The following is a 15,347-nucleotide window of genomic DNA, read 5'->3' on the forward strand; positions in this document are numbered from 1 at the left end:
GCAGGTCGAGAGGGCATCCCAGTGACTTCTCGGCCTGCACAAGTGACGCCTCGGCCTGCATTAGTGACTTCTCGGCAGGGGGTGTGATGTCTCGTGTGAGGTCTCGGAGCTCTTGCTCTGATCGAACAAATGTTCGATACTTGCTGAGTGGGAGTGGTAGCGGGGATTGAGCAGCACCAGAAGCTGGCGCAGATCGAGCAGCTTCGGTCGAAGGTGCGACGGCTGGAGCAGAAGCCGGGCATCGGCGCGGAGCTGGCTACGCATGAGGCGCTGGGTGGGGTGGTGCAGCTGCGGGCCGGGGGGACGTACGCGGCCGACTCGCTGTCGCTGGCGATGCTGCTGCTGGCGGGGCCGTCGGGAGCAGGGGAGTGGACCGCGGTCGTCGGGGTGGAGGACTTCGGGGCCGAGGCGGCCGCCGAGACCGGAGTGGCCCTGGAGCGGACCATCCTGGTGCCGCGCCCACAGGACTCCTGGCTGGAGGCGACCGCGGCTCTGGTCGACGTGACCACCCTGGTTCTCGTCAGGCCGTCGGGGCGGGTGACGCCCGCGGTCGCCGAGAAGATCGGCGCGCGGCTGCGCACTCGCGGCGCCGCGCTGGTGGCGCTGGGGGACTGGCCGAGAGCAGACGTACGTCTTCGCGCGAGCGAGCCTCGCTGGGTCGGGCTCGGCAACGGCGAGGGTCATCTGCGGGCCCGCCGGATGGTGGTCGAGACCGTGCGCGGGACGGCCCCGCCGCGGCGTACGGCGCTGTGGTTCCCGGCCGAGGACGGCAGCCCGCGGCGAGTTCTCGAACCCGTCGCCGACCTCGCTGACCTGCGTAAACAGGAGTCGGCATGAACCGTACGCTGGTGGTCTGGTGCGCCGACTGGCCGGTCGCCGCGGCGCTGGGCGAACAGGGGCTGCCGCGGCATCTGCCGGCGGCGGTCTTCGCGCAGAACCGGGTCCAGGCGTGCAACCAGGCGGCGCGGGACTTCGGGATCAAGCGCGGGATGCGGCGCCGGGACGCGCAGTCGCGCTGCCCCGAGGTGCAGGTGCTCGCCGCCGACGACACCCGGGACACGCGGGCGTTCGAGGAGGTGCTGACGCGCCTCGAGGAGCTGCGCCCCGGAGTCATGCCGTTGCGCCCCGGGCTGGTCGCGCTGCGCTCCCCGGCGAGGTTCTACGGCGGCGAGACCGAGGCCGGCGCGGCGATCGCCGAGTGCGTGGTCGAGCTCGGGGTCTGGGACGTACGGATCGGCATCGCCGACGAGCTCTTCACCGCCGAGCAGGCCGCGCGCAGCACCGGGTTGCAGGAGACGTACGCGGTCCCGGCAGACGGAGGCTCCGCCGTGTTCCTGCGTGCGCTGCCGGTCCATGTCCTCGAGGACGCCAACGCGGTCAGCCTGCTGCAGCGGCTCGGCCTGGCCACGCTCGGTGGCCTCGCCGATCTGCCCGGCGCCGATGTCAAGGCTCGCTTCGGCGCGCAGGCCGAGTGGGTACGCCGGGTGATCCACGGCGAAGGGGCGCGGCCGGTGGCGGGACGTACGCCCCCTCCCGAGCTCACCACCGAGGTCGCCTTCGAACCGCCGCTCGACTCCGCCGAGGCGGTCTGCTTCTCGGCTCGGCAGACCGCGGAAGGGTTCGTGAAGGGGCTGGCGGCGCGGCAGGAGGTCTGCACCGAGGTGCGGATCGAGGTCGAGACCGAGTCTGCCGGCGCCCTTCAAGGCACAGCCGGGCCGGCGTCCGTCCGCACCTGGGCACATCCGCGCTGGTTCGGTGCCGCCGACCTGATCGACCGGCTGCACTGGCAGCTGGTCGGCACGCTGCGGGCGGGGGACATCCGCTCCGCGGTGACCCGGGTCCGCCTCATCCCCGAGGTCGCCGTCCCCGAGGCGGTCCATGCCGACGGTCTCTGGGGCGGCACCGACCAGCGCGTCGAGCGCGGCATAGCCCGGGTGCAGGGGCTGCTCGGTCGCGAGGCCGTCGTCGCCCCGGTGCTCCAAGGTGGCCGTAGCCCGCGCGACCGGCAGGCGTACGTCCCCTGGGGCGACCGCCCCACCACCCTTCGCGACCGCGTGCTGCCGTGGCCGGGAAGCATCCCGCCCCCGGCGCCGGCCCGGGTCCTGGACGATCCCTGGCCTGCGGAGGTCTGCGACCAGGCCGGGCGTCAGGTGGTGGTGCTCCCGCGTGGCGGTGTCTCCGGCGACCCTGCCCGTTACCGACCCGCGGCCGGCCAGCCCTGGCAGCGGGTCGCCTCCTGGGCCGGTCCGTGGCCGGTCACCGAGGGCTGGTGGGAGCCCGGCGGTGGCCGCCGGGTCGCCCGCTTCCAGCTCGTCGGGGTCGACGGTCGCGCCTGGCTGGCCACCTTCGACACCGACCACTGGCTCACCGAAGCAAGCTACGACTGAGGGAGGGACCGATGGGCTGGAACAACCCCGAGATCCCGTGGAAGGAGCTGGAACGGCGACTGTCGGGCCGCCCCGCACGCGACCCCTATGGCGACGCGCCGATCTCGCGCCGCAAAAAGCGGCTGGACGAGGACACGGTGCGCGGGCCGGAAGGCCCGGTGGTGCCGTACGCAGAGCTCCATGCCCACTCCGACTTCTCCTTCCTCGACGGTGCGAGCTCGCCGTCCGCGCTGGTCGCCGAGGCGATCCGGCAGGGGCTGCACGGGCTGGCGATCACCGACCACGACGGGTTCTACGGGGCTCCTGCCCTAGCGGAGGCGGTAAATGTGTACGGCGCCGAGGCGGCGCAGAAGCTGGCGCCGGAGACACCGGAGAGGAAGCTGCGGACCGTCTACGGCGCCGAGCTGTCCCTGGGCCTGACCAAGCCGCAGAACGGGGTCGCCGACCCCGAGGGAAGCCATCTGCTGGTGCTCGCCCGAGGTGTCGACGGCTACCGGCAGCTGGCCGCGGCGATCACCGAGGCGCAGCTGCGCGGGGATGAGAAGGGGCGGCCGGAGTACGACCTCGACGAACTTACTGATCGATCAGTAAGTTCGCCACACCCCTGGTTGATCCTCACCGGCTGCAGAAAAGGTGCCGTACGCCAGGCCCTCACCACCACCGGCCCGATCGCCGCAGCCAGGGCGCTGGCCGGTCTCGTCGATCGCTTCGGTCGCGACAACGTCGTGGTCGAGCTGACCGACCGCGGTCATCCGACCGACTCCTATGACAACGACATGCTCGCCGACATCGCCCGCGAGGCCGGCCTGCCCACGGTGGCCACCAACAACGTCCACTACGCCACGCCCGACCGGCACCGGGTGGCCGATGCGCTCGCGGCGGTCCGCGCGCGCAGGACCCTGAGCGACATCGCCGGCTGGCTCCCGGCCGGCCCCACGGCGTACCTCCGCTCCGGCGAGGAGATGCAACAGCTCTTCCGGCGGTACCCCGGCGCGGTGGCACGCAGCGTCGAGATCGCCGAGGAGTGTGCCTTCGACCTGCGCAAGGCCACCCCGAAGCTGCCCAAACGTGGGATCCCCGAGGGCGAGACCGCTGCGAGCTGGCTGCGCCACCTGACCGAGCTCGGTTTCGAGCAGCGCTACGAGATGGCGTACGCCGACAAGCCCGAGCACATCGAGAAGGCCCGCGAACGCGTGGAGCACGAGCTCGACGTCATCGAGCGCAAGGACTTCGCGGGCTATTTCGTGATCGTGCACGACATCGTGGCCTTCGCCCGGGGCGAGGAGATCCTCTGTCAGGGCCGGGGGAGCGCGGCGGCGAGCGCGGTCTGCTACGCGCTCGGGATCACCGCGATCGACCCGGTCTTCTACAACCTCCCCTTCGAGCGGTTCATCTCCGAGCACCGGGAGGAGGAGCCCGACATCGACGTCGACTTCGACTCCGACCGGCGTGAGGAGGTGATCCAGTGGGTCTACCGCCGTTATGGGCGGCGCAATGCCGCGCAGGTCGCCAACATCGTCGGCTACCGCCCGAAGATGGCGATCCGCGACGCGGCCAAGGCGCTGGGCCACTCGCCGGGGCAACAGGATGCCTGGTCCAAGCACGTCGGCTACTCCCGTGTCGAGGCACCCGAGGACATCGGTATCCCCGCTCCGGTGCTGGCTCTGGCCGAGGAGATCCACGGGGCGCCGCGCCATCTCGGCATCCACTCCGGCGGGATGGTGCTGACCGAGGAGCCGATCGGGGAGGTGGTGCCGATCGAGCGGGCGCGGATGGAGGACCGCACCGTCATCCAGTGGGACAAGGACGCCGCCGAATACATGGGGCTGGTGAAGTTCGACCTGCTCGGGCTCGGGATGCTGGCCGCGCTCGACCACATGATGCATCTGGCCCTGGAGCATCTCGATGAGCAGTGGACCCTGGCGACCATCCCCAAGGAGGAGCCGGCGGTCTACGACATGCTCTGCCGGGCCGACTCGATCGGGGTCTTCCAGGTCGAGTCGCGCGCGCAGATCGGCACCCTGCCGCGGCTGCAGCCGCGGTGCTTCTACGACCTGGCCATCGAGATCGCGCTCATCCGGCCCGGGCCGGTGCAGGGAGGGGCGGTCCATCCCTACGTACGTCGTGCCACCGGTCGTGAGGAGCCCACCTATGCCCACAAGGTGTTGAGGCCGGTGCTGGAGCGCACCCTCGGGGTGCCGTTGTTCCAGGAACAGCTCATGGAGATGGGCCGCGTCCTGGGCGACTTCGACCCCGACGACGCCGACCTGCTGCGCCGGGCGATGGGCTCCAAGCGTGGCGTCGAACGCATCGACTCGCTCAAGTCGCAGCTCTACCAGGGCATGCTCAGCAAGGGTCTCTCGGAGGATCAGGCCGAGGCGATCTACACCCAGATCCTCTCCTTCGCGAACTTCGGCTTCGCCGAGTCCCACGCGCTCTCGTTCGCCAAGCTCGTCTACGCCTCGTCGTGGTTCAAGCTCCACTATCCCGCTGCGTTCCTGGCCGGCCTCCTCCGCGCCCAGCCCATGGGTTTCTACAGCTCCCAGTCCCTGACCCAGGACGCCCGGCGTCATGGAGTGGAAGTACGCCGCCCGGACCTGGTGCTGAGCCAAGCCATGGCCGACCTCGAACCCCTGGCCGACCCGGAACCCCATGCCGAGTCGGCGCAAATGACCCAAGAATCCACGCCGAGTCGGCGCAAATGTCCCACTGAGGACGGTCGAGTCGGCGCTGATGTCCCAACGACCGGGCGCGACGACTGCCTGCGGGACGGGGAGGCGACCGAGTGGGTGCCCGGCACCCCTGACCCGACCCCGGAACACCGGCGCGACGGCAACTTCGCGGTGCGGTTGGGCCTGGATTCCGTACGCGGCATCGGCAAGGACGTCGCCGAGCGGATCGTGAAGGCCCGTGAGACTCGCCCGTTCCAGGACTCCCTCGATCTCTCGCGCAGGGCCGGGCTGGAGCGTACCCAGCTCGAGGCGCTGGCCACCGCTGGATGTTTGGAGGTGTTCACATCGAGCCGGCGGCGGGCGCTGTGGCAGGCCGGCTGGACCGAGACCGAGGACCAGCTCGAAGGGGTCCGGTTCACCGGCGAGACCCCTGAGCTGCCCGACCTCGACCCGGTCGAGGAGACCCTCGCCGACCTCTGGGCGACCGGGGTTACCCCCGGCAGCCATCCCTTCACTCACCTCCGGCCCGGGCTGACCGCGGCAGGGCTCCCGAAGATCGGCGACCTCCCCACGTACGACTCCGGTCGCCGCATCACCGTCGCCGGTCTGGTCACCCACCGCCAGCGCCCCGGAACCGCGGGTGGGGTCACCTTCATCAACCTCGAGGACGAGACCGGCATGCTCAACGTCGTCTGCTCCGCCGGGCTGTGGGCCAAGCACCGCAAGATCGCGGTCTCCACCTCCGTCATGCTCATCCGCGGCATCCTCGAGCGCAACGACGGCGTCACCAACCTCGTCGCCGACCGCCTCGCCCCGCTCGAGGAGCTACACCCCGAGGCCGCCAAGGCCATCGCCTCCCGCCACCGCTCCCGCGACTTCCGCTAACAGCCGAGACGTCACTTCTGCAGGCCGAGAGGTCACCTGTGCAGGCCGAGGCGTCACTTCTGCAGGCCGAGATGGCATGGCCTGACGTCTCGGCCTGCACAACTGACTCTTCGGCCTGCAGAGGTGACTCTTCGGCCTGCAGAGGTGACTTCTCGGCCTGCAGAGGTGACTTCTCGGCCTGCAGAGGTGACTTCTCGGCCTGCAGAGCTGACTTCTCGGCCTGCAGACCTGACTTCTCGGCAGGGAGAGGTCAGAGCGGAGCGCGGAAGAGCTCGAAGGACGTACGCCGCCGCTGCTCGAATCCGAGGCGGAGGTAGACGTCGATGGCGCTGGTGTTGGTGACCGAGGCGTGCAGGAGCGCCCGGGAGCCGCGGGCGTGGATGTCGGCGGTGATCGCGAGGATGAGGCGGCTGGCGAGGCCGCGGCCACGCGCTTCGGGGGCGGTGCAGACGGCACTGATCTCGACCCAGCCCGCCGGGTGCATCCGCTGGCCGGCCATCGCGACCAGCCGGCCTTCGTGGCGCAGGCCAAGATACGTACCCATCGAGTGGGTCGCCGCCTCGAACGGTCCAGGCTCGGTGCGGGCGACGAGCTCGAGCATCTCGGGAACGTCATCGGCTCCGAGCACGATCGCCTCGGGGTCGGACACGGCCACCACCTGTGGCGTATCGACGAGCTGGACCCCCTCACCACCGCTGACGAGCGACCAGCCGTCCCCGCAGACACCGGCCGCTCCGGTGATCAGCGCGGTGCCGCCAGGCCCGACGGCCGCGGCCAGGTCGCGCCACGCCTGCTGATCACGCGGGTCGGCGACAGCGGCGAAGATCGAGACATCGGGCCGGTAGCGACGCGCGCGCCCCGAGCCCTCGGCGAGCCGGGCATGTGACCCGGTCAGCGACGACCACACCGGGTTGTCGAGGACGTCGTCGAGGATCAGATCTGGCTGCGAGACGGACACCTGGGAATTTTCCCATCACCACACCGAACACGGTTAATTCTTTCAGCAGACGGATCGACGGGTCGCCCTTCGCGCGCACCGCGAGAAGGTCGGCGTCATCGCTTCCGAAGAGGCAACGAGGCAGCCATTTCCCGCAGCTCGCCCCGGGGGTTGAGAATGGAGGCGTGCCTTCTGCTCTGCCGCCCGGCGACCCCGCTCCCGCCGACGGGACGCTGCCGGCCGAATCGCTGAGCACCCTGGGGGAGAAGGGGCTGGGGTTCTACGTCCACGTCCCGTTCTGCACGGTGCGCTGCGGCTACTGCGACTTCAACACCTACACCGCCGTCGAGCTGGGTCCGGGCGTGAGCAGGCAGACGTACGCCTCCCAGGCCATCGAGGAGGTCAGGCTGGCCCGCCGGGTGCTCGGCGAGCGCGACAAGCAGGTGGACACCATCTTCTTCGGCGGAGGCACCCCGACGCTCCTCCCCGCGAAGGACCTGACCGACATCCTCGCGGCGATCAAGGACGAGTTCGGGCTCGCCGACGACGTCGAGGTCACGACCGAGGCGAACCCGGACTCGGTGGACCTGCACTATCTCGACACCCTGCGCGCCGGCGGGTTCACCAGGCTCAGCTTCGGGATGCAGTCGGCGGTCCCGCACGTACTGAAGACCCTCGACCGCACCCACGACCCCGAGCGCGTCCCTGCGGTGGTCGAGTGGGCACGCGCCGCGGGCTTCGAGCAGGTCTCCCTCGACCTCATCTACGGCACCCCCGGCGAGTCGATCGACGACTGGCGCACCAGCCTGGAGACCGCGCTGGCCAGCAACCCCGACCACATCTCGGCCTACTCCCTCATCGTCGAGGACGGCACGGCACTGGCCAGAAGAGTGCGCCGGGGAGAGGTCGAGATGCCCGACGAGGACGACCTCGCCGACAAGTACGAGCTGGCCGACCACACCCTGCGAAACCACGGCCTGACCTGGTACGAGGTCTCCAACTGGGCCACCGGCGAGAGCCAACGATGCCGCCACAACATGCTCTACTGGCAGGGCGGCGACTGGTGGGGCGTCGGCCCCGGCGCGCACAGCCACGTCGGCGGCACCCGCTGGTGGAACGTCAAGCACCCCAAGGCGTACGCAGACCGCATCGGCACCAACGCGAGCCCCGCCCACGCCCGCGAGATCCTGGCCGACGAGGACCGCCGCGTCGAACGCGTCCTCCTCGAGCTCAGGCTCGCCGACGGCCTCCGGACCGACGCCCTCGACGACGACGGCCGCGCCGCCCTGCCCGAGCAGGTACGCCGCGGCCTGGTCACCGTCGCCGACGACGCGATCGTGCTCACCGACACCGGAAGGCTCCTCGCCGACGCGGTGGTCCGAGACCTGCTCCCCTGAAGCCGTTCCCTGAGCTCGGGACTTAGTTCCTGACCGCAGGATCAGGGGAGTTCCTGATTGGTAAACCCCCTCCGAGAGGGCAGGGTGGAGCTATGGCAACCACAACTCTTTCCCGTCCCACCAACGACAAATGGATCGCCGGCGTATGCGGCGGACTCGGTGCCCGTTTCGGCATCAGCTCCAACCTGATCAGGCTGGCCTTCGTACTCTCCTGCCTGCTCCCCGGACCGCAGGTAGTCGTCTACCTCGTGCTGTGGATCATCATGCCGAAGCGTTCGGCCTACTGATCCACCGTCACGAAGTCGATCAGCTCCTCGACCCGTCCGAGCAGGGCGGGCTCGAGGTCACCGAAGGATGAGACCCGGGAGAGGATGTGCTTCCACGCCCGGGCGATGTCGGCCTGGTCGCGGTGCGGCCAGCCCATGTGCTGGCAGATGCCCTTCTTCCACTCGATCGACCGCGGCACGGAGGGCCAGGCCTCCAGCCCGACCCGGCCGGGCTTGACCGCCTGCCACACGTCGATGAACGGGTGGCCGACGATCAGCACGTGCTGACCGACCGCGGAGCGCCGGACCGACTCCGCGATCCGGGCCTCCTTGGAGCCCTTGACCAGGTGGTCGACCAGGACGCCCACGCGACGCTCCGGTCCCGGGCGGAAGCCGACCAGGTGGTCGGCGAGGTCGTCGACGCCGCCCAGATACTCGACGACGACACCTTCGATCCGTAGGTCGTCGCCCCAGATCTTCTCGACCAGCTCGGCGTCGTGGCGGCCCTCGACGAAGATCCGGGACTCGCGCGCGACCCGCGCCTTCACGCCGGAGACGGCCACCGACCCCGAAGCGGTCTTGGTCGGCTTGGCCGGTGCCGTGCGGGTCACCGGGGGAGTGAGGATGACCGGCTTGCCCTCGAGCCAGAAGCCCGGCCCGAGCGGAAACGTACGCCGCTTGCCGCGCCGGTCCTCCAGCGTCAGCGTGTGCAGGTCGCGGTCGATCCGGACGATCTCGCCCACGAAGTCGGTCTCGACCTCCTCCACCACCGCACCCAGCTCCGCGGGGGTCTCGACGGCGCGCCCGTTCTTGGGTTTGCGCCAGTCGCCGGCCAGGACGTCGGAGCCATAGCGATCGCTCATCCGGGCGAGGTTAGTGACCTACGCCCTCGGGGGCACGCAGCCACGCCGGTCAGTAGAGAGAGCCGGTCAGCACCCGGCCGAGCTGCTCGAGAACCTCGTCGGGCGTGGCCGCGGGCTCGGGGAAGCGGAAGGTCGTGTGGTGGCCGCCGTCGAGGGTGATCCAGGAGACCTCGACGCTCTCGGAGGTGAGGTTGGAGAGGCGTACGCCGACGATGTGTCGCGGTCGCAGACCCAGACGTGCCGCGAGCGTGTGGCACAGGTCGGCCTGGTGCTCGTCGTTCGCGTGGGCCGCGATACGGACCAGCAGATCGTTGGCGATCATGGACTCTCCAGTGGGGCGGAAGCGGTGAAGCGGGACACTCTAAGGTCAGCCTAACCTAACGCTATCTCGATGACGAGGGAAGTGCGCTCGATCACAGTCGGCGTTCCGCGCCCCGGAACGACCGCCGGAACTGGCTCCCTGCGAACGAACCGGTAGGATTGGCACTCGCACAGAATGAGTGCCAGGCGAATTCACTGAGCCTGTCGAGCAGCTGGGGTAGGGAAGGGAGCGCGAATGCAGAACGAGCGCAGGCTCTCCGTCCTCCGGGCGATCGTCGAGGACTACGTGAAGACCGAGGAGCCGGTCGGCTCCAAGGCGCTCGTGGAGCGCCACGGTCTGGGCGTCTCGCCGGCGACCGTTCGCAACGACATGGCGGCGCTGGAGGAAGAGGGCTACATCTCCGCGCCGCACACCAGCGCCGGCAGGGTGCCGACCGACAAGGGCTACCGGCTCTTCGTCGACCGGCTGACCACGGTCAAGCCCATGACGTCCGGCGAGAAGCGGGCCATCGCCGGCTTCCTCGAGGGTGCCGTGGACCTCGACGACGTCGTCAGCCGCTCGACCCGGCTGCTCTCCCAGCTGACCCGCCAGGTCGCGGTCGTGCAATACCCGACGTTGAGCCGCTCGACGGTCCGCCACGTCGAGCTGGTCGCGCTCGCCCCGACGAGGCTTCTGCTCGTCCTCATCCTCAGCACGGGTCGTGTCGAGCAGCGGTTGCTGGAGGTTGCCGACGAGGTCTCCGAGGAGACCCTGGCCACGCTGCGCTCCCAGATCAACACCGCCGTCGCCGGCGTCCAGATCGCGGAGGCGGGCGAGGCGCTGCGTGCGTACGCCCAGCCCGCGGCCGCCGACGCACCGGCCGACACCCTCAAGACCGCTGTCGCCGAGCACCTGATCGAGGCGATGAACGACCACCGCTCCGACGAGCGGATCTCGATCGGTGGCACCAGCAACCTGGCCCGTTTCGGCGACAGCTTCGACACCGCCGTACGTCCGCTCCTGGAGGCACTGGAGGAGCACGTCGTCCTGCTGAAGCTGATGGGCGAGGCGACCGCGGGTGGCCTGGTCACGGTGCGCATCGGCGCGGAGGGCCCCTACCAGGAGCTGTCGCAGACCAGCGTGGTCGCGACGGGCTACGGACCTGGCGAGGAGGCGCTGGCCACGCTCGGCGTGGTCGGACCGACCCGGATGGACTACCCCGGATCCATGGCAGCGGTGCGTGCGGTGGCGCGCTACCTCTCCCGGATCCTCGACGAGGCCTGAGCGGGCCGCACGATCATTTGATGACCCTGAGCTTGATGACTCGAGCTCGTGACCTGAGCAGGAACTGATTTCGATGGCAGGAAGAGTGACGTTGGACCCCTATGAGCTCCTCGGCGTCGACCGCGACGCCGACGACGCGGCGATCAAGAAGGCGTACCGGAAGCTGGCGCGCCAGTATCACCCCGACGTCAATCCCGATGCGGCCTCGCAGGAGAGATTCAAGGAGATCTCCCACGCCTACGAGGTGCTGAGCGACCCGCAGAAGCGGGCCGCGTTCGACCGCGGCGGCGACCCGTTCGCCGGCGGCTTCGGCGCGCAGGGCGCGGGCTTCTCGTTCACCGACATCATGGACGCCTTCTTCGGTGGCGCCGGAGCCGGCACGGCCGGCGCCGGGCGTGGCCCCCGTCCGCGCGTACGCCGCGGGCAGGATGCCCTCATCCGCCTCGACATCGACCTGGCCGAGGCCGCCTTCGGCGTCACCCGCGACCTCAAGGTCGACACCGCTGTCGTCTGTGACACCTGTGATGGCGAGGGCGCCGCGGAAGGCTCCCACCCGGTCCCGTGCGAGACCTGTCACGGCCAGGGTGAGGTCGCGGTCGTGCAGCGCTCCTTCCTGGGCGAGATCCGTACGCTGCGCCCCTGCTCGGCCTGCAACGGATTCGGCACCGTCATCCCCGACCCGTGCCGCGACTGCAGCGGCGAGGGCCGCGTGCGCTCGCACCGCACCCTGACCGTCAAGATCCCGCCCGGTGTCGACGACGGCACCCGGGTGCAGCTCGCCGAGCAGGGTGAGATCGGCCCGGGCGGTGGCCCTGCCGGCGACCTCTACGTCGAGATCCACGTCGCCAGGCACGCCACCTTCACCCGCCGCGGAAACGACCTGCACTGCACCGCGAAGGTGCCGATGACGGCGGCGGCGCTGGGCACCACGCTCAACCTGCCGACGCTGGAGGCAGACCTCGCCGAGGAAGGCTCCGACCTGGTTGACCCGGAGGACGCCTCGATCCAGATCGAGCTCCGGCCCGGCACCCAGTCCGGCACCGACCACGTCCTGCGTGGTCGCGGTGTCCCCGGGCTGCGCGGCGGTCGCGGCGACCTGATCGTGACGATCAACGTCGAGACGCCCACCAAGCTCGACCTCGAGCAGGAGGCGCTGCTGCGCCAGCTCGCGGAGATGCGCGGTGAGGAGTCCACCCAGGGCCAGCTCAAGGCGGCCCACAAGGGCGGCGTCTTCTCCTGGTTCAAGGACACCCTCAACGGGCACTGATCCCCAATGACTCTGCCTGTTCACATCGTCGACTCACTCGCCGGCGTACGCGTCGGCGACCAGGTCGAGGTCGGCGGCGAGGAGGGCCATCACGCCGTTGTCGTACGCCGGTTGCGCGTCGGTGAGCAGGTCATGCTCGCCGACGGTGCCGGCGAGGGGATCACGGGCACGATCTCGGGGACCGGCAAGAAGTCCATGACCGTACGCGTCGACGACGTCATCCTCGGCGACGCACCGCCCGCGCCCGAGCTGACCATCGTCCAGGCGCTGCCCAAGGGCGACCGCGGCGAGCTGGCCGTCGAGATGCTCACCGAGATCGGCGCCGCCCGCATCGTCCCGTGGGCGGCAGCCCGCTCGGTCGCCGTCTGGAAGGGCGAGCGCGCGGCGAAGTCCCTCGGCAAGTGGCGGGCCACCGCCCGCGAGGCGGCCAAGCAGTCCCGCCGCCTCTGGCACCCCGACATCGAGCCGTTGGCCGGCACCGACGCCGTCGCGGCGATGGTCGCGGAGGCCGACGTCGCCGTCGTGCTCCACGAGGACGGCACGCTCCCCATCGGCGCCGTTCCCATCACCGACGAGGGGTCCATCCTCGTCGTGGTCGGCCCCGAAGGAGGTCTCACCGACGAGGAGATCGCCCTCTTCGAGAAGGCCGGAGCCATCACCATCCGCCTGGGCAACGAGGTCCTGCGCACCTCCACAGCCGGCGTAGCCGCCGCCTCGGCCCTGCTGGCCCGCACCCGCCGCTGGACCTGACCCGCGGGTGGTCAGAAACCGACCTCTCGGCGTGGGGGACGGCGGGTTCGGGGAATGGCGGGTCACGATGGAGGCATGAGGAGCACACGTACGTTTCGGGGCCGCCGTGTCGTCGTCACCGTCGCGCTCTCCGGCGTGCTGGGCGGGCTGGGCGCGTTGAGCGCCGGCTGCGGCAGCAGCACCGACGCGACCGCCGAGGACCCGGACGTGTCCGCGCAGCCGTCCGAGGAACCAACCGCCCCGCCGCGTACGGCCGAGCTGATCACGCTGGCGACCCCTGCCGAGGGGGAGACCGTGTCGGGCACCCTCGAGGTCTCGGGCAAGGCCAACTCGCCCGAGGCGAACGTGCCGTGGGAGATCCAGGACTCCTCCGGCGAGAAGGTCCTCGACGGCGCGGTCACCGCGGAGGGCTGGATGGACAAGCTCTATCCGTGGAAGGCGTCGATCGACGTCTCCGAGCTCGAGCCCGGGACGTACGTCTTCATCGCCCGCACCGACGACACCTCCGACGGCGAGGGCAAGCCCGCGGAGGAGGTCGGCGCGAGGTTCAGCGTCGAGTAGGACATCATCGCTACCGTGATCCTCACCGAACGGCAGCTCAACCGGACCCTGCTGCTGCGCCAGCACCTGCTGTCCCGCGTCACTCTCACCCCGGCCGAGATGATCGAGCACCTGGTCGGCCTCCAGGCCCAGGAACCGCTGCCTCCGTTCATCGCGCTGGCCGCGCGGCTGGAGTCGCTCGACCCCTACTCGGTCAGCGCCCAGCTCGAGTCGAGCGCCTTCGTCCGGCTCTCCTCGCTGCGCTCGACGATCCACATGCACACCGCCGCCGATGCCGCGCTGATCCGGGCCTGGACCCAGCCGGTCCACGACTACTACACCCAGCGGATCGAGATCGTCCGTCCGGCGGCGCAGCTGACCGGCTTCGTCGAGGCGGTCGAGGACGTACTCGCGCTCGGTGCCCTGCCCAACGCCGCCCTCGAGGCAGGCCTGGTCGAGCACTTTCCGGGGGTGCCGGCCAAGGCGCTGGGCCTGCGCGCGCGCAATGAGCTGCCGCTGGTGCAGCTGCCGCCACGAGGACTGTGGAAGGGATCCGGCGGCCTGGTCTACGACCTGCTGCCACGCTGGACCGGCGTCGCCCCGGTGGTCGTCGACGATGTGGTGCCGACGCTGGCGCCGGAGATCGTACGCCGCTATCTGCGCGCCTTCGGTCCGGCGACCGCGGCCGACATCACCACCTGGTCCGCGCTGACCCGGCTCGGACCGTTGATCAAGCGGATCGAGGGCCTGGTGACCTATCGCGACGAGGCCGGCAAGACCCTGTACGACGTGCCGGACGCGCCGATCGCCACAGGCGAGGAGTACGCCCCGGTGCGGTTGCTCGGCGTGTACGACAATCTCTGGCTCGCCCACGCCAACCGTGAGCGGATCACCGCCAAGGGCACCCGCAAGGAGTGGGGAATCGCTCGGAGCGCGTCGGTCATCATCGCCGGCGGTCACCTCGTCGGTCTCTGGAAGCCGGTCGAGGGAAAGGTGGAGGTCGTCAAGCTCTTCCGTGACCTCACCCCCGACGAGCGTGACGAGCTCGCCGAGGAGACGAGCCGCGTCGACGCCCTCCTGGCCAGCTGACGCCGGCCCTGTCCGAACCGGTCAACTATCCAGTAGGACCCGGGCCCGCGGCCCGCGTAACATGGAGGTCAACAGCCTCGTGACCAGAAAGGGCCCGCCCGGGCATCCATGACCGATCGACACCCAAGTCCGCTCCCGACCGACCCTGCTTCGACGTCGCCGACGACCTCGACCAAGCACACCGTGGTCGTTCCGAACAGCGTCGACATGGTCACTCTGCTGGGCCCGGCCGATGAACACCTGGGCATCATCGAGGCGCACTTCGACGCCGACGTGCACGTGCGCGGCAACCGGGTCACCCTGCACGGCGCCCCGAGCGAGATCGCCATGATCGAGCGGCTGCTGGAGGAGCTGGTGCAGATCATCCGCACCGGCCAGGGCGTCTCCGGTGAGGCCGTCGAGCGCGTGATCGGCATGCTCCAGGCGGACACGACGGAGAAGCCGGCCGACGTGCTGAGCCTCAACATCCTGTCCAACCGCGGCCGGAGCATCCGTCCCAAGACGCTCAACCAGAAGCGCTACGTCGACGCGATCGACAACCACACGATCACCTTCGGCATCGGCCCGGCGGGCACCGGCAAGACCTATCTCGCGGTCGCCAAGGCCGTCCAGGCGCTGCAGTCCAAGCAGGTCAACCGGATCATCCTGAGCCGCCCCGCGGTCGAGGCCGGTGAGAAGCTGGGCTTCCTGCCCGGCACGCTGACCGAGA

General features: G+C 70.1%; 14 protein-coding genes. 11 read left to right on the plus strand and 3 right to left on the minus strand.

What is annotated here, in order from left to right; all coding sequences use genetic code 11:
• The first annotated feature begins 147 nt into the window (after nucleotides 1-147).
• From ACRDPS_RS14455 to ACRDPS_RS14465, 3 genes are read left to right on the plus strand one after another with little or no spacing between them, the layout of a single operon-like run.
• The gene (locus ACRDPS_RS14455) at nucleotides 148-837 is read left to right on the plus strand and encodes a hypothetical protein (RefSeq protein WP_431502346.1); all 690 of its coding nucleotides are present in this window, start codon (nucleotides 148-150) and stop codon (nucleotides 835-837) included.
• Nucleotides 834-2,387, plus strand: a complete 1,554-nt coding sequence (locus tag ACRDPS_RS14460; protein WP_431502347.1) for a DNA polymerase Y family protein — start codon at nucleotides 834-836, stop codon at nucleotides 2,385-2,387. Before ACRDPS_RS14455 ends, ACRDPS_RS14460 begins: the two co-directional genes overlap by 4 nt.
• Nucleotides 2,388-2,398: 11 nt before the next feature.
• On the plus strand, nucleotides 2,399-5,944 hold the full coding sequence (locus ACRDPS_RS14465; protein ID WP_431502348.1) for an error-prone DNA polymerase: 3,546 nt from the start codon (nucleotides 2,399-2,401) through the stop codon (nucleotides 5,942-5,944).
• A 250-nt stretch (nucleotides 5,945-6,194) separates the two neighbouring features.
• Here ACRDPS_RS14465 and ACRDPS_RS14470 read toward each other — a convergent pair whose 3' ends face one another.
• Nucleotides 6,195-6,902, minus strand: a complete 708-nt coding sequence (locus ACRDPS_RS14470) for a GNAT family N-acetyltransferase (RefSeq protein ID WP_431502349.1) — start codon at nucleotides 6,900-6,902, stop codon at nucleotides 6,195-6,197.
• Nucleotides 6,903-7,066: 164 nt separating this feature from the next.
• Here ACRDPS_RS14470 and hemW point away from each other — a divergent pair, with 164 nt between their 5' ends.
• Together hemW and ACRDPS_RS14480 are read left to right on the plus strand one after the other, a co-directional pair.
• Nucleotides 7,067-8,278, plus strand: coding sequence for a radical SAM family heme chaperone HemW (hemW, locus tag ACRDPS_RS14475; protein WP_431502350.1), 1,212 nt, complete (start codon nucleotides 7,067-7,069; stop codon nucleotides 8,276-8,278).
• 92 nt (nucleotides 8,279-8,370) lie between these two features.
• Nucleotides 8,371-8,565 (plus strand): PspC domain-containing protein, encoded by a 195-nt coding sequence (locus ACRDPS_RS14480; RefSeq protein ID WP_431502351.1) that lies wholly within the window; start codon nucleotides 8,371-8,373, stop codon nucleotides 8,563-8,565.
• On the opposite strand, the gene ACRDPS_RS14485 is transcribed toward ACRDPS_RS14480, so the two are convergent.
• Together ACRDPS_RS14485 and ACRDPS_RS14490 are read right to left on the minus strand one after the other, a co-directional pair.
• Nucleotides 8,559-9,407 (minus strand): DUF3097 domain-containing protein, encoded by an 849-nt coding sequence (locus ACRDPS_RS14485; protein ID WP_431502352.1) that lies wholly within the window; start codon nucleotides 9,405-9,407, stop codon nucleotides 8,559-8,561. The two genes, ACRDPS_RS14480 and ACRDPS_RS14485, sit on opposite strands and share 7 nt — an antisense overlap.
• A gap of 49 nt (nucleotides 9,408-9,456) precedes the next feature.
• Nucleotides 9,457-9,729 carry a hypothetical protein gene (locus ACRDPS_RS14490; protein WP_431502353.1) on the minus strand — a complete coding sequence of 91 codons (273 nt, stop codon included), beginning with the start codon at nucleotides 9,727-9,729 and terminating at the stop codon, nucleotides 9,457-9,459.
• Nucleotides 9,730-9,963: 234 nt separating this feature from the next.
• Between ACRDPS_RS14490 and hrcA the strand changes: the two genes are divergently transcribed.
• The 6 genes from hrcA to ACRDPS_RS14520 all read left to right on the plus strand — a co-directional run.
• Complete coding sequence (hrcA, locus tag ACRDPS_RS14495; protein WP_431502354.1) at nucleotides 9,964-10,992, plus strand: heat-inducible transcriptional repressor HrcA; 1,029 nt, start codon at nucleotides 9,964-9,966, stop codon at nucleotides 10,990-10,992.
• Nucleotides 10,993-11,077: 85 nt separating this feature from the next.
• Nucleotides 11,078-12,259: a molecular chaperone DnaJ gene (dnaJ, locus tag ACRDPS_RS14500; protein ID WP_431502359.1), complete on the plus strand. Its 1,182-nt coding sequence runs from the start codon at nucleotides 11,078-11,080 to the stop codon at nucleotides 12,257-12,259.
• A 6-nt stretch (nucleotides 12,260-12,265) separates the two neighbouring features.
• Nucleotides 12,266-13,009, plus strand: a complete 744-nt coding sequence (locus ACRDPS_RS14505; RefSeq protein WP_431502355.1) for a 16S rRNA (uracil(1498)-N(3))-methyltransferase — start codon at nucleotides 12,266-12,268, stop codon at nucleotides 13,007-13,009.
• Between the two features lie 75 nt (nucleotides 13,010-13,084).
• Nucleotides 13,085-13,570: a Gmad2 immunoglobulin-like domain-containing protein gene (locus ACRDPS_RS14510; protein ID WP_431502356.1), complete on the plus strand. Its 486-nt coding sequence runs from the start codon at nucleotides 13,085-13,087 to the stop codon at nucleotides 13,568-13,570.
• A 15-nt stretch (nucleotides 13,571-13,585) separates the two neighbouring features.
• Nucleotides 13,586-14,638, plus strand: a complete 1,053-nt coding sequence (locus ACRDPS_RS14515) for a winged helix DNA-binding domain-containing protein (RefSeq protein WP_431502357.1) — start codon at nucleotides 13,586-13,588, stop codon at nucleotides 14,636-14,638.
• Between the two features lie 108 nt (nucleotides 14,639-14,746).
• On the plus strand, nucleotides 14,747-15,347 hold a 601-nt coding region (locus tag ACRDPS_RS14520; RefSeq protein WP_431502358.1), incomplete at its 3' end, for a PhoH family protein.

The sequence above is a fragment of the Nocardioides sp. genome (genome assembly GCF_050699375.1).
Taxonomy (GTDB): domain Bacteria; phylum Actinomycetota; class Actinomycetes; order Propionibacteriales; family Nocardioidaceae; genus Nocardioides.